Source organism: Brevundimonas sp. P7753, assembly GCF_013386595.1.
GTDB classification, from domain to species: Bacteria; Pseudomonadota; Alphaproteobacteria; order Caulobacterales; family Caulobacteraceae; genus Brevundimonas; species Brevundimonas bullata.
On sequence record NZ_JACARP010000080.1, the window covers coordinates 1 to 19,077 of the forward strand.

The 19,077-nt window shown below is 64.9% G+C and carries 12 protein-coding genes and 3 pseudogenes; 9 read left to right on the forward strand and 6 right to left on the reverse strand.

The genetic code is table 11. From position 1 onward, the window contains the following. Positions 1 to 194, forward strand: a pseudogene (locus tag HX774_RS14055) (hypothetical protein); the annotation flags it as partial. A 45-nt stretch (positions 195 to 239) separates the two neighbouring features. After that, positions 240 to 1,361: pseudogene (locus HX774_RS14060) on the forward strand (IS3 family transposase). Between the two features lie 63 nt (positions 1,362 to 1,424). On the opposite strand, the pseudogene HX774_RS20125 reads toward HX774_RS14060, so the two are convergent. From HX774_RS20125 to HX774_RS14085, 6 genes and pseudogenes are all read right to left on the reverse strand, one after another. After that, a pseudogene (locus HX774_RS20125) lies at positions 1,425 to 1,756 on the reverse strand (IS481 family transposase); the annotation flags it as partial. A 161-nt stretch (positions 1,757 to 1,917) separates the two neighbouring features. Further along, positions 1,918 to 4,131, reverse strand: coding sequence for a DUF3141 domain-containing protein (locus tag HX774_RS14065; protein WP_178827701.1), 2,214 nt, complete (start codon positions 4,129 to 4,131; stop codon positions 1,918 to 1,920). A gap of 25 nt (positions 4,132 to 4,156) precedes the next feature. Further along, positions 4,157 to 5,284 carry an ABC transporter permease gene (locus HX774_RS14070; protein WP_178827703.1) on the reverse strand — a complete coding sequence of 376 codons (1,128 nt, stop codon included), beginning with the start codon at positions 5,282 to 5,284 and terminating at the stop codon, positions 4,157 to 4,159. A gap of 1 nt (position 5,285) precedes the next feature. Then, positions 5,286 to 8,051 (reverse strand): ribosome-associated ATPase/putative transporter RbbA, encoded by a 2,766-nt coding sequence (gene rbbA / locus HX774_RS14075; protein WP_178827705.1) that lies wholly within the window; start codon positions 8,049 to 8,051, stop codon positions 5,286 to 5,288. After that, positions 8,041 to 9,120, reverse strand: coding sequence for an HlyD family secretion protein (locus HX774_RS14080; RefSeq protein ID WP_178827707.1), 1,080 nt, complete (start codon positions 9,118 to 9,120; stop codon positions 8,041 to 8,043). The genes rbbA and HX774_RS14080 overlap by 11 nt, the downstream gene beginning before the upstream one ends. Continuing rightward, a complete protein-coding gene (locus tag HX774_RS14085; RefSeq protein WP_218650436.1) occupies positions 9,120 to 10,562 on the reverse strand; it encodes an efflux transporter outer membrane subunit in 1,443 nt (480 codons plus the stop codon). Before HX774_RS14085 ends, HX774_RS14080 begins: the two co-directional genes overlap by 1 nt. Before the next feature lie 282 nt (positions 10,563 to 10,844). Between HX774_RS14085 and HX774_RS14090 the strand changes: the two genes are divergently transcribed. From HX774_RS14090 to HX774_RS14120, 7 genes are all read left to right on the forward strand, one after another. After that, a complete protein-coding gene (locus HX774_RS14090; protein ID WP_178827711.1) occupies positions 10,845 to 12,578 on the forward strand; it encodes an alpha/beta hydrolase in 1,734 nt (577 codons plus the stop codon). Between the two features lie 48 nt (positions 12,579 to 12,626). Then, positions 12,627 to 14,006: a bifunctional enoyl-CoA hydratase/phosphate acetyltransferase gene (locus tag HX774_RS14095; RefSeq protein WP_178827714.1), complete on the forward strand. Its 1,380-nt coding sequence runs from the start codon at positions 12,627 to 12,629 to the stop codon at positions 14,004 to 14,006. Further along, a complete protein-coding gene (locus HX774_RS14100) occupies positions 14,003 to 15,193 on the forward strand; it encodes an acetate/propionate family kinase (RefSeq protein ID WP_178827716.1) in 1,191 nt (396 codons plus the stop codon). The genes HX774_RS14095 and HX774_RS14100 overlap by 4 nt, the downstream gene beginning before the upstream one ends. Before the next feature lie 90 nt (positions 15,194 to 15,283). After that, positions 15,284 to 15,676 carry a hypothetical protein gene (locus tag HX774_RS14105; RefSeq protein ID WP_178827718.1) on the forward strand — a complete coding sequence of 131 codons (393 nt, stop codon included), beginning with the start codon at positions 15,284 to 15,286 and terminating at the stop codon, positions 15,674 to 15,676. After that, positions 15,669 to 16,412, forward strand: a complete 744-nt coding sequence (gene phbB / locus HX774_RS14110; protein WP_178827720.1) for an acetoacetyl-CoA reductase — start codon at positions 15,669 to 15,671, stop codon at positions 16,410 to 16,412. The genes HX774_RS14105 and phbB overlap by 8 nt, the downstream gene beginning before the upstream one ends. Before the next feature lie 152 nt (positions 16,413 to 16,564). Further along, the gene (locus HX774_RS14115; protein ID WP_299177780.1) at positions 16,565 to 18,430 is read left to right on the forward strand and encodes a PAS domain S-box protein; all 1,866 of its coding nucleotides are present in this window, start codon (positions 16,565 to 16,567) and stop codon (positions 18,428 to 18,430) included. Further along, positions 18,420 to 19,055 (forward strand): response regulator transcription factor, encoded by a 636-nt coding sequence (locus HX774_RS14120; protein WP_178827724.1) that lies wholly within the window; start codon positions 18,420 to 18,422, stop codon positions 19,053 to 19,055. The genes HX774_RS14115 and HX774_RS14120 overlap by 11 nt, the downstream gene beginning before the upstream one ends. Positions 19,056 to 19,077: the final 22 nt, after the last annotated feature.

The following is a 19,077-nucleotide window of genomic DNA, read 5'->3' on the forward strand; positions in this document are numbered from 1 at the left end:
CGCTGGACTACAATACCCGCCGGCCGCACTCGTCGATCGGCTACCTCACCCCGGAGGCCTTTGCCGCCAGTCTGACCGCAACAGGCCGACCCGCTGCGCAGGATGAAAGCTGCGCGGCCCGGCCTGTTGCTCACCCCACGCTGCGAGGCGTAACTAATGATCCGCTCCCAGAAAACTGGATCACCGGGCGTTAGAGTTTTCCGCTGAGATTTTCCCTGGCTGGGAAGGAGCGGAGAACGATGAAGGCATCACAGTTTTCGGACGCCCAGAAGGCGTTCATTTTGAAGCAGGGCGCCGACGGCGTGCCTGTGGCGGAGATTTGCCGGCGGGCCGGGATCAGTCAGGCGACCTACTTCAACTGGAAGAAGAAGTACGACGGCCTGCTGCCGACGGAGATGAAGCGGCTGAAGCAGCTCGAGGACGAGAATACGCGGCTGCGCAAGCTGGTGGCGGACCTGTCGCTGGACCGTGAGATGCTGCAGGACGTGATCCGGCGAAAGCTTTGAGGCCTGGTCGCAAGCGCGAGCTGGTGGACGAGTGTCGGAGTGATTGGGGCGTGTCGATCCGGCGGGATTGCCGGGTGCTTGAGATGGACACGTCGAGCTATCACTACCGATCCCGTCGCCCCGACCAGGCCGGTCTCGAATCCCGGATCAGGGCGATCTGTCAGACGCGCGTGCGCTATGGCTATCGCCGGATCCATGTCCTGCTGCAGCGAGAAGGCTGGCAGATCAACATCAAGAAGACCCGACGCATCTACAATGAGTTAGGACTTCAGCTAAGGAACAAGACGCCCAAACGCCGGGTGAAGGCCAAGCTGCGGGAAGACCGCTGCGAAGCCACCGTGCCAAACGAGACCTGGGCAATGGACTTCGTGCACGACCAACTGGCGACCGGCAGGAAGATCCGGATCCTGACCGTCGTGGACACCTTCACCCGGTACTCCCCGGTGATCGATCCACGGTTCACCTATCGGTCGGAAAACGTCGTCGAGGCGTTGGATCGGGCCTGCGCCAAGCTGGGCTATCCAAAGGCCATCCGGGTCGATCAGGGCACGGAGTTCGTCTCTCGGAACCTTGACCTGTGGGCCTACGCCCACGGCGTCACCCTGGACTTCTCCCGCCCCGGCAAGCCCACAGACAACGCCTACATTGAGGCGTTCAATGGACGCTTCCGGGCCGAATGCCTGAACGCCCACTGGTTCCTGACGCTTGCGGATGCGGCCGACCCGAAGGGCGGCGAAGCCAAAAGTTGGAGGCTTGGCGCAGAGACTACAACGAGGTCCGGACCCATGGGCCATAGGCAATAGGACGCTGATCGCGTTGATGAATCCCGGTGACATAGCCAGCCTGTCACCCTGAATCGAGCCGGAAAACTCCAGCTCCGAGTGCTCCAGAGAATGGGAGCGGATCAGGGGGCACGTCAATGTCGTGGCGCTGTAGGCAACGGTGCAGCGCCGACCGGGTCAGATGCGGAACGCATGGTTGCATGGCTTAGCGGCAGTCATCCAGCGGCAGCAAGATATGCCGCCGGAACGCGACGACGATCGTTTCTCCGGCTTCGGTCAGAACCATCGAGCGCGGCTCCCCCGGCCCGGTCGTCATATCCTCGACCGACGTCCGCTTGCGCCACTTCGCCACCGTCTTCGGGTTGATCGCAAGGTCCCGGCTCAGTGTCGCGAGCGAAGCTTGCGATTGCTGTATTACTGCCCGTGTGGCGTGCGTGGTCGTGGCTGCCCATGACGTACCTGTCCCATAGGGCTTCCTTCCATTTCCACGAAAGGATCATGCCATCAAAACGTGGCATCCAACACTTTTGCGAGTTGACGGACCATCGAAACGGGAGGCGGATTTGGCTATGAGATTACGCGATCGATCCCGAACACCAACGCAGCCTGTTTGGCCTGAAAAGGCCAGATCAGGGAGTCTCCACAGATGACGACGCCTCCTGCAGAGCGGCAGCCTTCTCGAACACCTTCAGCATGTGTTTCAGGTCCACCTGCTCCTCGGGTGTAATGTCGCCCAGGGCTTCGGCCCGGCGGATGACGGTGGCGGCGTAGCGGATCTCGTCCGCCCCGGCGCCTGACAGCAGGAGAGGGACGGCCGCCAACACGGCGTCGGTGTCCAGGGTAAGCAGGCTGGCCTGCCGACGGAGCACGGCCCGGAAACGCTCGGAATCGAAATGGTTCTCGCCGGGCGGCAACAGTTCGAGCGCCAGGTTGAAGCTGCGCTCGTCGGCGCGGCCGCGTGTCCGACTGATATAGAAGAGGGCGCGAACGCTGGCTTCGAGAAGGCCGCCTTGCTCGATTTCGTCCCTCAGACTGGCCATCTGGTCGGCGACAAAGGCCCTGTGTTCAGGCGAGACGCCGGGATGGGGGCGGACCGGCTCGCCCGGATGGGCGCCCAGTCCCGCCATGGCGCTGATCAGGGGCGACGAATAGACCCAATCGAACGTGCGCTCATAGGCGGTGTCGCGCACGATGCGCCAGGTATCCAGAGACTTGACCATCATGTCGGAGAAGGCGGTCTGGGCCTGAAGGAACGGGTTGTCGGCGGCTGCCGGCTGGCGGTCAGCTCGGATCCTTTCGGCCTCCGCCTCGACAAGGCGAGCCAGGATGTTGCGGCTGGACCAGTGTTCATAGCCGATCCGCAACGGGTGCATTTCGCGCATCATCTCGGCCGACCGGGACGTGACCAGGGTCTGGACCCAGGGTTGGGCGAAGCTGCGATAGAGGCTGAGATTGATGTCCGAGATGCGGGCGACGGCGGCGAAGCGGCGGTCGCTTTCGGGATCGGGCTGAACGATCTCGCGCACATCGTCGAGGCTGCGCCGTTCGATTGCCATGACATAGTCGCCGTCCGCCAGATCGGCGCCGGGCTCGCCCTTTTTCTTGTCGCGGATCACAGACTGATAGACGCCGGGCGGGATCAGGTTGATCAGTTCGATATTGCTGGCGAATTTGCGGTGTTCCTTGCGGCCCACCGCGCTCGACACGAAGATGCCGAGGTGGCCGATACTGTCGTGCACGGCATAGACGATGGTCTGGTCGTGGCTGACCACCTCTTCGTCGGTTTGATAGAGGTCGGTGATCCAGCCCAGGGCCTGGGGCGGCGGAGTGATGTTGTCGCCGTTCGAACAGAAGACCACGATGGGCGAGCGGATGTTGCGAAGGTCCAGCCGCACCCCGTCCGAAGTCACCAGCTGGGCTGAGGACAACCGGTTTCCGACGAACAGGTTGTCGACGATATACTGCATCTCGACCGCGTTCAGGAACACGTGGCCACCCCAGTATTTCTCGAACCCCAGATAGCGTTCGGCCTCGGTGTCGATCTTGGAATAGAGGTTGTAGCTCTTTTCCCACAGCGTGTTGGCCGGGTTCAGGTTCTCGAAATTCTGCACCAGATTCGCCCCGTCGAACCGGCCTGCGCCCAGATCCCCCGTCAGGGCGGTCATCCAGCTTCCGCCCAGGAGGCCGCCGGAATAACGCATGGGGTTCTGACCCTGCCAGCCCGCCCAGTAGGAGACGGGGGCCCCGGCCACGATGATCGGACCGAACAGTTCGGGGCGCATGGCGGCGGTCATCAGCACCTGCCACCCGGCCTGGCAATTGCCGATCACGGCGGGCTTGTCGCAATCGGGGTGGAGCGCGATGACCTTCTCGAGAAAGGCCGCCTCGGCCCGCATCACATCCTCGACCGTCTGGCCTGGCTCGGGGTCAGGCAGGAAGCCGACGAAATAGCAGGGGTGGCCGGACATCAGGGCCACGCCGATCTCGCTGTCGGGCTTGAACCCGCCAATCCCGGGACCATGGCCCGCGCGGGGATCGACGATGACGAAGGGGCGCTTTTCCGGGTCGGTCGGCTTGGCTTCAGGGGGCGCAATCCGCACCAGGCCATAGTTGACGGGGCGGGGCAGGTCGCGCCCATCCATGATCAGCTCGGCCGGAAAATGCAGGACGTTGGGTACGGCTTCGGCCATGTGGGCTAGGTACTGGTCTCCGCGTTGCCGACGCACATCGGCGAACAGGACAGCGCGTTGCCAGGTGTCGTGGGCATAGGCCGTCGCCGCCTCGACCAGCGAGGCCAGGGGTCCTAACGGGTCGGGCAGGTCGCTTTCGGGGCGATCCGTCATGGTGTCGTCCTTTCGTCCGTCAGGGTCAGGCCATCTGGCTCAGGGTGCCGCGGAAGCGGCGTGCCGAGAGAAGGAACAGGGCCGATCCGATTACCGCCAGGATGAGGAAGGGCTTCCACACCACCTCCAGTCCCGCGCCGCGATAGAGGATCGCCTGACCCAGTTCGATGAAATGGGTGGTGGGTGCGATCTGCATGATGGTCTGGACCAGTTCGGGCATGCTTTCACGCGGGGTCGCACCGCCGGACAGCATCTGCAGCGGGATCAGGGTCAACATCAGCAGCAGACCGAACTGCGGCATGGTCCGGGCCAGCGTGGCCATGAAGATGCCCATGGAAGTCATGGCGAACAGGTGCAGCAGGGCGCCGACGAGGAACAGGATCAGCGAACCGCCCAAGGGCACGCCCAGCAGCATATGGACCACGAAGACGAGGGAGACGGTCGCTGCGACCAGAACGACCAGACCCATCGACCAGATCTTGGCCAGCATGATCTCCAGAGGCGTCACCGGCATGACGAGGAGATGCTCGATGGTGCCGTGCTCCCGCTCGCGGATCAGGGCCGCCCCGGTCAGGATGATCGACAGCATTGTGATGTTGTTGATGATCGAGTTCAGCGCGCCGAACCACATGCTGTTCAGCGTTGGATTGAACCTCATCCGCAGATTGAGATCGACGGGCAAGGCGGTAGATCCGCGATAGCCCCGGACGAACTCGCTGACCTCGCTCGAGATGATCTGCTGGATGTAGCTGTTGCCGGTGAAGGCCTGGCTCATCCGGGTCGCGTCGATGTTCAGCTGAATCTCGGACGGTCGCCCGGCGAGAACGTCGCGCTGAAAGTTCGGGGGGATGTCGAGCACGAAGGTGTAGGCCCCCTCGTCCATCCCGGCGTCCATCTGATCCTGCGAGATCAGGACCGGAGGCACGAAATAGGGGGGGTAGAAGGCTGAGGCGATCCGTTCCGAGAGCGGCGATCCATCCTCGTCCACGATGGCGATGGGTGCCATGTGCAGGGTCTCGGGCACGGCCGTCGCCATCGTGTAGACGGACGCCGTGAAGGCGTAGACGATGAGGAACAGCATCATCGGATCGCGCCAGAGGCTCCACAACTCCTTGACGCCCAGACGGTAGATGTTGGCGATCTGGCGCCGCATCTCAGGCTTCCTGTTTCTTGAGCAGCAGGATCGTCGCGCCCAGGATGACGGGAACGGCGAGGACCAGCGGCACGAAGGCGGTGTGAAGCTCGTCCATGCCCAGCGCCTTGGAGAACACGCCCCGGCTGATGTTCAGCATGTGGCTGGCCGGATAGATTTCCCCGACCAGCCGCCCGGCGCCCTCGAGCGAGGAGACCGGGGTCAGGAGGCCGGCGAACTGGATGGCCGGGATCATCGTGCCAAGGATGGTGAAGAACATGGCGGCGATCTGGCTGCGCGTGAACGTCGAGGCCAGAAGGCCGATGCCAGTCGCACTGATCGAGAACAGCAGGGCCGCGAGCGCCAGGGTCGGGAAACTGCCTGTCACCGGAACGCCGAAGACCGTCACGGCCAGCAGCGACATCAGCAGGAAGTTGACCATGGCCAGGGCCACATAGGGCGCCTGTTTGCCCAGCAGGAATTCGGTGCGGGTGACAGGCGTCACATAGAGGTTGATGATCGAGCCCATCTCCTTTTCACGCACCACGGCCAGGGCGGTCAGCATGGCGGGCAGCATCAGGAGCAGAATCGGGATGACGGCCGGGACCATGGCGGGCAGGCTCTTCACATCGGGATTATAGCGGAAACGGGTCTCGACCGTGGTGGAGCCGTTCAGCGAGACGCCGCGCTCGGCCGCCTTGGCCGCCAGCCAGGTCTGGTGCATGCCCTGGACATAGCCGCGCACGTTTTCGGCCCGCATCGGCATGGCGCCGTCGACCCAGGCCCCGATCTGGGCGACATCGCCCCGCGCCACGCCCCGGCCGAAGCCCGAGGGAATCTCGATCGCGAGGGACAGTTCGCCGCTCCGCATCCGGCGGTCCAGGTCATCATAGCTGGTCAGGGCGGGCCTCTCGCTGAAATAGCGGGAACCGGCGATGTTGGAGGCGTAGTCGCGGCTGAGGGCGGTCTGGTCGCGATCCAGAACCGCGTAGCGCAGGTTGTTGACATCGAGACTGATGCCGAACCCCATCACGAACATCAGGAAGACCGAACCGACCAGGGCGAGACCGCCACGGACAGGGTCGCGCTGAAGTTCCAGCATCTCGCGCCACATGTAGCTGAACATACGTTTCGGACTGAAGCGGGCAGGAGTGCGGTTCGCCTCAGGTTCGGTCGCTTCCGTCGCGGTGACCGTCGCCGCAGCCGAAGACGGGGTTCCGCCGCCCGCATCGACCAGATAGCCGATGAAGGCCTCTTCCATCGTCGCCGCCCCCCGGTCGCGGGTGATCTTCGCCGGCGGATCGCTGACCAGAACCTTGCCGCCGTGCATCAGGGACATCCGGTCGCAGCGTTCGGCCTCGTTCATGAAATGGGTCGAGATGAAGATCGTCACCCGGTCCCGACGGGACAACTGGATCAGCAGGCGCCAGAAGGCGTCGCGCGCCACGGGATCGACGCCCGATGTGGGTTCGTCCAGGATCAGGAGTTCGGGCTTGTGAACCATGGCCACGGCCAGGGACAGCCTCTGCCGGACACCCAAGGGCAAGGCGTCTGGCAGGCTGTCCAGCACCTCCTCGAGGTCGAACCGTTCGACCATCTCGTCAATCCGGGCCGGGATCTGGTCGGCGGAGACGTGGAAGAGCTGGGCGTGCAGCACCAGGTTCTGACGAACCGTCAGTTCGCCATAAAGGGAAAAGGCCTGGGACATGTAGCCGACGCGGCGCCGGGTCTCGATGTCCGTGGCGTCGATCCGCTTGCCGAACAGCCAGGCCTCACCGTCGCTGGCGGGAAGCAGGCCGGTTAGCACCTTCATGGTCGTGGACTTGCCGCAGCCGTTGGAGCCCAGGAAGCCGAAGATCTCGCCGCGCTGGATGCGGAGGTCGACGTGATCGACGGCGGTGAAGTCGCCGAACGTGACGGTCAGCCCCCGGGCCTCGATGGCGATCTCGGTCTGGTCGGAGATGTCCAGGGGAGGGATGACCACCGGCGCATGGCCGCGCTTTCGCTCCTCGGGCAGAAGTTTGATGAAGGCGGCTTCCAGGGCGGCCTCGCCGGTGCGGTCCAGCAGTTCCCGAGGCGTGCCCGTGGCCAGGATCTTGCCGTCGTCCATGGCCACCAGCCAGTCGAACCCCTGGGCCTCGTCCATATAGGCGGTGGCGACGAGCACGCTCATGCCTGGCCGGCCCTTGCGGATGGTCGAGATCAGGTCCCAGAACTGGGCGCGCGCCAGCGGATCGACCCCGGTCGTCGGCTCGTCCAGCACCAGAAGGTCCGGGTCATGGATCAGAGCGCAGCACAGGCCGAGCTTCTGTTTCATGCCGCCGGAGAGCTTGCCTGCGGGCCTTCCCAGGAAGGGCTTCAGTCCGGTCGCACCGGTAAGGTCGTCGATGCGGCGACGACGTTCGGCGTGGTCATGGCCGAACAGGCGGGCGAAGAACTGCAGGTTCTCCTCGACCGAGAGGGTGGGATACAGGTTCCTGCCCAAGCCCTGTGGCATATAGGCGATGCGCGGGCAGACACGGTCGAGGTGCGCCTTCGACGCCATGTCGCCGCCCAGGACGGTTATGCTGCCCCTCTGGATCGCCCGTGCGCCCGCGATCAGGGACAGGAGGCTGGACTTGCCCACCCCGTCCGGCCCGATCAGCCCGATCATCCGTCCGGCGGGGACATCCAGATGGACGTCACGCAAGGCCTCGACCTTGCCATAGGTCTGGTAGACCCCGCTCAGGCTGACGGCCTGCTCCGTCGGTGTCGTATCGACAACCCCGGCCGCGGGCTCATCGGTCATTGGAACCGCCCCGGACGGTCAGGTTTGCGGGCCATGACTGGGTGCGATCCAGCTGGACATAGGCCACGCCGGGCAGGCCGGTCTTCACCTGATCGATATTGGCGCGCAGCAGGGCCGGGTCGATACGGGCGCGGACGCGGAACATCAGCTTCTGACGCTCGCTTTCGGTCTCCACCGTCTTGGGTGTGAACTGAGCCACGTCGGCGACGAACGAGATGGTCGCCGGGATCGGCCGGTCAGGGGCGGCGTCCAGCACCAGACGCACCGGCGTGCCCAGGGCGACCCGGCCTGCCGCCTGTTCGGGCAGGTAGAAGGTCATATAGACGTCCGACAGGTCGACGAGGTTCAGCACCTTGCCGCCGCCCGCCACGACCTCGCCGACCTGGGCGACCCGGAACTGGACCCGGCCGTCACGGGGCGCCTTGAGATCGCTGTCGTCGATGTCGGCCTGCAGCCGGACGATGGTGGCCTGGGCGGCGTCGACCGACGAGGCGGCGGCGGCGACCTGGGCGCGAGCGGTCTGGACGGCGGCGTTGGCGGCGGCGACCTGGGCGCGGGCCGCGTTCAGGGCCGCCTGGGCGCTGGCGACGCGGGTCTGGTCGTCGTCGGTTTCCTGCTGGGCGGCCGCGCCTTCCTCGGCCAGGGTTCGTGAGCGGTTCAGGCGGCGGCGGGCGGCCTCGAGTTCGGCCTCGCGCTGGGCGACGATGGCCTGGGCCGTGGCGGCCTGGCTGCTGGCCTGAAGTACCTGACTTTCGGCGGCGAACACCGAGGTGCGGGCCTGCTGCAGGCGGGCCTCGGCCTCGGCCTTCTGGGCGGCGAGCACAGAGACGTCCATATGGACCAGAACCTGACCCTGTTTGACTAGATCGCCCTCATTGGCCAGAATTTCGGCGATCCGGCCCGGCGACTTGGCCGAAACATCGATCTCGACCGCCTCGATCCGTCCGTTGCCCGAGACAAATCCGTCCGGCAGGCCCTTGGGCTGCAACAGGGTCCAGGCGCCCCAGCCCGCGGCTATGACGGCGATCAGGGCGATGACGCGGATGATCGTTTTGCGGTTCAGCGTCATTATCGCCTCGCTTGGCCAGAGTTTTGTTCGACAAGATCGGCGCCGCCCCCGAGCGCCGCATAGAGGGTGACCCGGTTGGCCAAGAGCGCGCCGCGCGCCGACGCCAGCGCCTGCTCGGCCGCGAAGCGGTCGCGTTCGGCGTCCAGCACCTCGATATAGGCGGCTGCGCCCGAGCCATATCTGAGCCCCGCGAGGCGGGATCTTTCGGTCAGGGAGGCCAGGACGCGTCGTCGCACCTCGACCTGTTCGGTCAGGCCGCGTTGGGCGGCCAGACCATCGGCCACCTCCCTGAAGGCGCTCTGGATGGCGCGTTCGTACTGGGCCACGGCGATCTCGCGCTGGGCGCGTGCTGCGGCGACGTTTGCGTGAATCCGTCCCGCATTGAAGATCGGCGCGGTCGCTCCGCCCGCGAAGGTCCATTTGCGATTGTCGGTCCCGTCGAACAGGTGATCGAGGTCCGTCGTTGCCGATCCCAACAGGCCGGTCAGGGCGATGCGCGGGAAATAGGCGGCGCGGGCGACACCGATGTCGGCGTTGGCGCCTCTCAACTGATGTTCCGCCGCCCGAATATCGGGGCGGGTAATCAGAAGATCCGAAGGCAGGCCGGCGGGCAGGTCCGCCGACAGGGCTGTCTCGACCTGCGACAGCGGAAGTGCGGTTATCGGGGCCGGGGCGCCGATCAGCAGTGTCAGGGCGTTGGTCGTCTGTTCGCGCGCCTGGATCAGGGCGACGCGCTCACCCTCGGCCTGAGCCAGAAGACTGTCGGCCTGGATCATGTCGAAACGCGACGACGACCCGATCTCGTGCCGCCGTCGGGCGATGCGCGCGGCCTCGCGGCGTGTCGTTAAGGTCTGGTCTGCCAGGGCGATCCGTTCGTCCAGTTCGCGCTGTTGAAGCCAGGTCCGCGCCACGGCGGATGTCAGGCTCAGGGTCGCGGCCTGCCGAGCCTCGTCGGTCGCCAGGAAACTTTCCAGCGCCGAGCCTTCGAGATTGCGGACCCGGCCCCAGAAATCCAGTTCCCACGACAGGTCCAGGTCGGCGCTGTACTGCGTGGCGGTGAAGCTGCGGCCCGTCACCGAAAGATCGATCGGGGTCTGGCCCCGGCCGATACCGGCCTCGGCGCCGACGGTAGGGAACCGCCCGGAGCGTTGAATGCGCCAGGCCGCGCGGGCCTGTTCGACCCTGAGGGTCGCGATCCGCAGGTCTCGATTGTTCTCCAGCGCCTGCTGGATCACCGCTTGAAGCGCCGGTTCGGCGAAGAAGGTCCGCCACCCGATCTGGTCCACGGCGCCGCCGGATTCGCCGGACGCCGCATTGCCCGGCCAGACCGCAGCGACAGGCGGTTCCGGCAGAACGGTGGGCGGTGCGAACGAGCACCCCGAAACCGCCAGAGCCGAGATTGTCAGGGCGCCGCCATAAGCAATGATGAGCGTTCTCCGCAAGCCGCGCGCAACAGGACGACGGACAGGGGAAATCTCCGGCGATCGAGTCATAAGAGTCCTGAAATGGCCTTCGGGGAGACGGCTGTTCCCGGGTATCTCTAGCTCCGGCCTCCGTGGCTTTGCATACGTAGACATACGGATGCAGGCCGAGGGCGACGGGATTTAGGATTCGAGCCGCGCGTCCCGCGTTTCTGAACCGAACCGGACCGGCCTGGACCGTCGCGCGGCGGGGTCGTCCAGCCCCGTTTCGATTCAGGTCGGTCGCCTTGTCGGAACCCGCCCATGTCGTCTGATATTCCGCCGCGCGAAGACGAAGACCTCACCGACGCCCTGGATCGGTCATTGCACGCCGTCGCCGCCCGTATGACGGGAGGACTGTCGCCGGAGGCGATGCTGGGCGCGTGGCTGGACTGGAGCGTGCATCTGGCCGGGTCGCCGGGCCGTCGTGCGGAGTTGCTTTGCTCGGCTGTCGACAAGGCGAGGCGTCTGGAGACCTGGACGCTCGAGAGTCTGGGCGCGGGTCAGGCGGCGGCCCCCGTTATCGCCGCCGGGTCGGGCGACCGACGGTTTGACGGAGCCGGCTGGAACGGCTGGCCTTTCAACCTGATGCAGCAGCAATTCCTTCTGGCCCAGGAATGGTGGAGCGAGGCCACGACCGGTCTGGGCGGGGTGACCCCCCAGCATGAAAAGGCGGTGGCCTTCGCCGCCCGGCAGCTTCTGGACGCAGCTTCGCCCTCGAACTTCCCGTGGACCAACCCTGAGGTGATCGAACGCACCCTGGAGACGTCGGGAATTAACTTCATCGCCGGCTATCAGAAATGGCTGAAGGACGTCAGTGAACTGGCTCCAGCCGACGATGAGGATCGGGCGCCCGCTTTCAGACCTGGCCGGGACGTGGCGACGACGCCGGGCAAGGTGATCTATCGGAATCACCTGATCGAACTGATCCAGTATGAGCCGACGACCGAAACCGTGCGACCGGAACCGGTGTTGATCGCTCCGGCCTGGATCATGAAATACTATATCCTGGACCTCTCGCCGCAGAACTCACTGGTCCGGTATCTGGTGGAGCAGGGCTATACGGTCTTCATGATCTCGTGGCGCAACCCGGACGCGGCCGACCGCGACCTGACGCTCGACGACTACCGCATGTTCGGCGTAATGGAGGCGCTAGACGCCATCGGCGGGATCGTCCCCGACCGCAAGGTCCATGCCGTCGGCTATTGTCTGGGGGGCACCCTGTTGTCGATCGCGGCGGCGACCATGGCCCGCGACAAGGACGAGCGGCTGGCGACGGTATCGCTTCTGGCGGCCCAGACCGACTTCACCGAGGCGGGCGAACTGACGCTGTTCATCAATCCAGCCCAGTTGCAGTTCCTCGAGGACATGATGTGGGAGCAGGGCTATCTGGATGGATCCCAGATGGGCGGATCGTTCGAGATTCTGCGCTCGAAGGACCTGATCTGGTCGCGCATGGTGCGGGAGTACATGATGGGTGAACATCAGGCTCCCAATGACCTGATGTCGTGGAACGCCGACCAGACGCGGATGCCGTATCGGATGCATTCGGAATATCTGCACCGTCTCTTCATGGACAATGCGCTGGCTAGCGGACGCTATCTGGTCGAGGGCGATCCGATCGCTCTGGTCGACATAAGGGCGCCGATCTTCGCCGTGGGAACCGAGCGCGACCACGTGGCGCCATGGAAATCGGTGTTCAAGATTCATCTTCTGGCGCGTGCCGAGGTCACTTTCGCCCTCACCTCGGGCGGGCACAACGCCGGGATCGTGTCCGAGCCTGGCCATGCCGGACGCCGCTATCGGCTGCACACCCAGAATCCCATCGACCACTATATCGACCCTGATCGCTGGGTCGAACAGGCCACCATGATCGAGGGGTCCTGGTGGACGGCCTGGGCGTCCTGGCTGGACGACCGTTCGGGACCGCCCGTCGCCCCGCCCGTGATGGGAGACCCAGTCGCAGATGCGCCTGGCGACTATGTGTTCCAGTATTGATTGATTTCGCCGCCCGGCCTCGACGCCGAAGCCCGCATCGGAGACGCCGTGCAATTCATCGAAAACCGTCCCTATGGCGCGCTGAACCCCGGTGACCGGGCGGATGTGACCCGCCTGCTGGACGCCCAGGATTTCGTGCTGTTTTCGGCCATGTCCGGCGACATGGCGCCTGCCGGTCTGGAGGACGCGGCGGAAGGGGCGGTCATCCCACAGGGCGGCTGGGCCGGGGTTCTGGTCGCCAATATCATCAGCAGCGAACTGCCCGGATCAGGTTCACTCATCGTGGAGCAAAGCCTCAGATTCGATGGCCCGGCCCATGTCGGCGACGTACTGACCCTCAGTGTCACGGTCCGGGAGAAGCAGCCCGACAACCGGGTGCTTCTGGACTGCGAGGCTCGGGACCAGGGCGGCGCACAGGTGTTTTCCGGAGAAGTTCTGGTCATTGCCCCGGGGGAATCCATCCGCCGACCGCGTGTCCTGACGCCGGACATCCATCTGCAACCGCGTGGTCAGGGGCATGACCGTGTCATGGAGGCTGCGCGCGGCCTGCCTGCAATCCGCACGGTCGTTGTGCATCCGGTGGACGAGGCGTCCTTGAGCGGCGCTCTGGATGCAGCGCGCGCCGGGATGATCGTGCCGATCCTGGTCGGGCCACAGGCGAAGATCGCCGCCGCCGCCGAGGCCTGCCACGCCGATCTGTCCGGCGTCGAGATCGTCGATGTCCCGCACAGCCACGCCGCCGCCGCCCGCGCCGTCGAACTGGTTCGGGAAGGGCGGGGCGATGCGATCATGAAGGGCGCCCTGCATACGGACGAACTCATGGGGGCGGTGATGAAGACCGACATCGGCCTCAGAACCGAACGTCGGGTCAGTCATGTCTTCGCCCTGGACGTCCCGACCTATCACAAGGCCCTGTTGGTCACGGATGCGGCGATCAACATCTATCCGACCCTGGATGACAAGCGTGACATCGTCCAGAACGCCATCGACCTGGCTCAGGCCCTGGGCGTGGACCGGCCCAAGGTCGCCATCCTGTCGGCGGTAGAGACCGTCTATCCCAAGATCGCCTCGACGGTGGAGGCCGCCGCCCTGTGCAAGATGGCGGACCGGGGCCAAATCAGGGGTGGGATCCTGGATGGCCCCCTGGCGTTCGACAACGCCATCTCACGCGCCGCCGCCGAGGCCAAACATATCGTTTCGCCGGTGGCCGGCGACGTCGACATCCTCGTGGCTCCCGATCTCGAGGCGGGAAACATGATCGCCAAACAGTTGATCTATCTGGCGGGCGCCGAGGCGGCCGGACTGGCGCTGGGCGCGCGCGCGCCGATCATGCTGACCAGCCGGTCAGACGGGGCGCGAGCCCGGGTCGTGTCCTGCGCTTTAGCCCAGCTCTACATCCATCGCCGTCTGGCGGGGGCGCCGTCATGAGCCGCGATGCGATCCTGATTATGAACGCGGGCTCGTCGAGCCTCAAGTTCGCCTTCTACGGCGCCGACGATCTGTCCGTGCAGGCGAGGGGCGCGCTCGACACGGCGGGCGGAACCGTCAGGCTGCGAAGTCTGGAAGGGCAGATGGCCGACGCCTTCCACGCACGGGCTCTGTCGGTCCACGGCGACATCAACGCCCAGGTCGGCTGGATTCTGGACACGGTGCGACAGGACCTGCCGCTCACCCTGGTCGGCGCCGGTCACCGGGTCGTCCACGGCGGCCCCGCCTTTCATGAGCCCGTGTTGCTGGACGAGGCCATCATCCGGACCCTGACCTTGCTGACGCCCCTGGCGCCTGCTCACCAGCCGCACAATCTGGCCGGGGTCGAAGCGGTGTCGCAGGTCTGGCCCGATCTGCCGCAGGTCGCCTGTTTCGATACCGGGTTTCACCATACACAGGACCGACTGGCCCAACTGTTTCCCATTCCGCGCGCCCTGACCGATCGGGGGGTGATCCGATATGGCTTCCATGGCCTGTCCTACGAGCATATCGCCGCCCGACTGCCCGAACTCCTCGGCGAGCGGGCCGAGGGGCGGGTGATCGTCGCCCATTTGGGCAATGGCGCCAGCCTCTGCGCCATGAAGAACCGCCGCAGCATCGCCACCACCATGGGGTTCACCGCCCTCGATGGACTGATGATGGGCACCCGCGCGGGGGCCGTCGATCCGGGACTGGTGCTGTGGCTGATCTCGGAACAGGGCATGGCTCCGGCCGAGGTCTCGGACATGCTGAACAACAAATCCGGCCTGCTGGGGGTATCGGGCATCAGCAATGACGTGCGCGAACTGGTGAAGTCCAATGCGCCCGAGGCGGCCGAGGCGCTGGATCTGTTCGCCTATCGGATCATGCGCGAGACGGGTTCGCTGATGGCGGCCTTGGGAGGACTGGACGCCATTGTCTTCACCGGCGGTATTGGCGAGCACAATCCGGTCGTACGCGGCAAGGTGGCCGAGCGTCTGGCCTGGGCCGGGGTCGACCTGGACCCTGTCCGCAATTTCCGCAACGAGACGGTTGTCAGTCGCGACGCCTCGGCGGTAACGGTTCTGGTCGAGCCGGCGAACGAAGAACTTCCTATCGCCGAGGCAGTGCGCCGTTTGCTGGGAGCGGGCGAGGGCGTCTCTACGTAGAAACCACGATATTCATGCGATTTCCGCCACGCCTAAATGACGGACATCAGGCGAGACACATCTCGTCCGCATTCGTCAGGGAATACGCGCATGACCACCGCCATTGACGCCGCCGCCGCCATCGGCCGGGCCAACACCGATCTTGTCCTGGGCCTCGCCTCCGTCATCCAGGAAACCAATCAGCGCTGGTTCGAGCTGAGTTCTCGCGTCGCCTCAGAGGCGGTCCGCGGCCCCTCCATCGACAAGGCCTACTGGGACGAGATTACGGCCGTCGCAACCGAGACGCGGGCCGCCGGCTTCAACAACGCCCAGAAGGCCGTGGCTGACTGGCAGTCCTGCTGCAGTGACGCGGTGCGCGAGATCGAGTCGCCGTTCAAGAATACCGCCAATCTGGCTTCGATCTTTCAGGCCTGGCTGCCTGTGAAGCCCTCGGAAGACGCCAAGGCTCCGGCCAAGACCAAGGCTCCCGCCGCCAATGGCTGATCGTACTGCTCTGGTGACCGGAGGGACGCGCGGTCTGGGCCAGGCTATCGCCATCCGACTTCATGACGCCGGTCATCAGGTCGTTGTCACCCATTCGCTGGGCAACCCCAATTCCGATGACTGGCTGGCGACACAGAAGGCTCTGGGCCGCACGTTCTTCGCCTATCCGGTGGATGTTGCGGACTATCAGTCCTGTGTCGACCTTGCCGGGCGGCTGGCCGCCGATGGCAGGATCATCGACATCCTGGTCAACAATGCCGGGATCACTCGCGATTCCACCTTCCGCAAGATGGGGTTGGACGACTGGAACGCGGTCATCCGGACCAATCTGGATTCGATGTTCTACATGACCAAACCCTATACCGAGGGTATGGCCCAACGCGGATGGGGGCGGATCATCAACATCGCCTCCATAAACGGCCAGAAGGGCTCGTTCGGCCAGGCGAACTATGCGGCGGCCAAGGCGGGGATCCACGGCTTCACCATGTCCCTGGCGCTTGAAATGGCGCGCAAGGGCGTGACCGTGAACACCATTTCGCCCGGCTATCTGGCTACGGAAATGGTCATGAAGGTGCCCAGGGAGATTCTGGAGGAAAAGGTCATCTCCCAGATTCCGCTGGGCCGGCTGGGCGATCCATTCGAGATCGCGGCCCTGGCGGCCTTCATGGCTTCTGACGACGCCGGCTTTATGACGGGCGCCAACGTGGCCATGAACGGCGGCCATCATATGCAATGAGGGCGTCGAAAACTGGACAAAAGTGTCTGTTTCCTTCATAAGGAGGCGTATACGGTCACGCTTGCGGGATCGAAGGCCTCTTTATTGTTCCCGGGTCGCCCTGCCTCTCCATGTCGCATTCCGATGCTCCGCGCTGGAATCCGATCGCCCCCGTGAATATCGCCGGATGGAGAGGTCATGCCTTCGCCGTCGCAGCCGTCGCGGTTGCTGCTGGTGTCGAAATCTGTCTCCAGCATCTTCTGGGCGGTTATGCCCCCTATCTTCTGTCGATATCCGCCATCATCGCCACCATGGCCTGGGGCGGCAATGGCCCGGCCTTTCTGGCTATCGCCCTGAGCGTGGCGGCGGAAGCAATGTTGGAATACGGGTTCAGCCCCGGCAAGGTGGACGTCGCAGCGCATGTCAGCTTCGCCTTGACCATCGGCGGACTGCTGGGCCTCAGCCTGATGCGGGCCTACCTGCCGTTCCGCTCGTCACTGGTCCGATTGAGCCCGGAGGGGCAGATCATTCTGCGCTCGCGGGTAAGCGACAAGGTCGATCTGTTGCTCGAACGCGAGGCGGGCCATGCGCTCTACGGCCTGAACGTCGACGGTCGTATCAAGACCTGGAGCAAGGCCGCCGCCCGCCTGTCAGGCTGGACGGAGGAGGAGGTGCTCGGGCAGAGCTTTTCCCGATTCTATCCGCCCGACGCCATCCTGGCGGGCAAGCCGGCCGCCGATCTGGCCATGGTTCGCCGCGACGAACGGTTCGAGGACGAGAGCTGGCGTGTCCGCAAGGACGGTTCGGAGTTTCTGGCTCATATGACTATCGTCGCCCTGCACGACGATGGCGGACGGGTGAACGGATTTGGAGTCATCGTTCGCGACATCACCGACCAGCGCGCCGCCGAGGCGGTGCTTAAGGCACGGGCCGATCATCTCCGCTCCATCCTCGCGACGATTCCCGACGCCATGGTCGTGATCGACGAAGGCGGCGCCATCCTGTCCTTCAGCGCCGCGGCCGAACGGCTGTTCGGTTATGAGGAGGCCGAGGTCATTGGGTCGAACGTCAATCGCCTGATGCCTCAACCGTATCGCGACCAGCACGACGCCTACATTGATCGCTATCTGCGGACCGGCGAGAAACGTATCATCGGGTCCAACAGGGTCGTTATCGGCGCCCGCTGCGATGGCTCGACCTTCCCTATGTCGCTGACAATTGGCGAGACGGTCAGCGAGGGACGCCGGATGTTCACCGGCTTTGTCCGCGACCTGACAGAACACCGGATCACCCAGGCTCGTGTGGACGCCCTACAGTCGCAACTGATCCATATGGCGCGAGTGGGCGCCATGGGCGCCATGGCGTCGACACTGGCCCATGAGCTGACTCAACCGCTGACGGCGGTGGTCAACTACGCACAAGGCGTGCGTGATCTGATCGACGATCTCGAAGAGGCCGATATTCCCGATATTCGGGAAGCTCTCGACGACGCCGTGCTTCAAGCTCTGCGCGCGGGACAGATCGTGCGCCGGCTGCGCGACTTCGTCGCCAGGGGCGAGGTCGAGAAGACGGTCGAGAATCTGCCGGTCCTGATCGCTTCGGCCTGCGATTTCAGCCTGATGGATGCGCGCGACCGGGGCGTGACTGTTCGGTTTGACCTGGACCCGGAGGCCTCGCCCGTGCTGGCCGACCGCATCCAGATCGAACAGGTGCTGATCAATCTGGTTCGCAACGCCATGGAGGCGATGGCCGATGCGTCGCTGCGGCATCTCGTCATATCCAGTCGCCGCACCGAACCCGGCTTCATCCGCGTCACCGTGGCGGACACGGGTCCCGGCATCGACCCCGGCATGGTCGATGAGGTCTTCCGCGCGTTCGCCTCGACCAAGGCTGAGGGCATGGGGCTGGGCTTGTCGATCTGCCGCACCATTATCGAGGCCAACGGCGGGCGCATCTGGGTGGAGCCGCAGGAGCGGGGCGGATCGGCCTTCCACTTCACCTTGGTGGCGGCGGAAACGGAGCCGACCGATGATGACTAAACGCGTGGTTCATATTGTCGACGACGATCCGGCGGTGCGACGTTCCGCCAGCTTTATCCTGAAGACATCCGGCTACGCTGTGGTTCTGCACGACAGCGGCGAAGAATTTCTGAAGGCGGTCAACGACGCCGTGCCGGGCTGCGTCCTGCTGGACATCCGCATGCCTGGTCTCGACGGGCTGCAGGTCCAGAAGCTGATGGCCGAGCGGGGGGTGGCTTTTCCCGTCGTGATCCTGACCGGACACGGTGATGTCGCGATCACCGTCAAGGCGATGAAGGCGGGCGCCGTCGATCTTCTGGAAAAGCCGTTCGAGAAAACCAACCTGCTCGACGCCATCGCCGCTGCCTTCAAGCAAATGGACGACGCGGCCGCGAATGCCGATCGGGCCCGGGAGGCCAGCATCCGCATCGCCGGTCTCACGATCCGCGAGCAGGACGTGCTGCGCGGCCTGGCCAGCGGGCTTCCCAACAAGACCATCGCGCGCGACCTGGAGATTTCACCGCGCACGGTCGAGGTGCACCGGGCCAATCTGATGGCCAAGCTGAAGGTCCACAGCCTGTCCGAGGCGCTTCGCATCGCCTTTTCCGCCAGCCTGCACCTGTCGCCACTACGGGATGATACTTAACGACAATCCTCTCGGCCGGACC

What these genes read in the sequence shown, in the direction of transcription:
- HX774_RS14080 (WP_178827707.1), bottom strand. Translation starts at nt 9,120, where the DNA reads ATGACGCTGAACCGCAAAACGATCATCCGCGTCATCGCCCTGATCGCC.
- phbB (WP_178827720.1), top strand. Translation starts at nt 15,669, where the DNA reads ATGGCTGATCGTACTGCTCTGGTGACCGGAGGGACGCGCGGTCTGGGC.
- HX774_RS14070 (WP_178827703.1), bottom strand. Translation starts at nt 5,284, where the DNA reads ATGCGGCGCCAGATCGCCAACATCTACCGTCTGGGCGTCAAGGAGTTG.
- HX774_RS14100 (WP_178827716.1), top strand. Translation starts at nt 14,003, where the DNA reads ATGAGCCGCGATGCGATCCTGATTATGAACGCGGGCTCGTCGAGCCTC.
- HX774_RS14120 (WP_178827724.1), top strand. Translation starts at nt 18,420, where the DNA reads ATGATGACTAAACGCGTGGTTCATATTGTCGACGACGATCCGGCGGTG.
- HX774_RS14065 (WP_178827701.1), bottom strand. Translation starts at nt 4,131, where the DNA reads ATGACGGATCGCCCCGAAAGCGACCTGCCCGACCCGTTAGGACCCCTG.
- HX774_RS14090 (WP_178827711.1), top strand. Translation starts at nt 10,845, where the DNA reads ATGTCGTCTGATATTCCGCCGCGCGAAGACGAAGACCTCACCGACGCC.
- HX774_RS14105 (WP_178827718.1), top strand. Translation starts at nt 15,284, where the DNA reads ATGACCACCGCCATTGACGCCGCCGCCGCCATCGGCCGGGCCAACACC.
- rbbA (WP_178827705.1), bottom strand. Translation starts at nt 8,051, where the DNA reads ATGACCGATGAGCCCGCGGCCGGGGTTGTCGATACGACACCGACGGAG.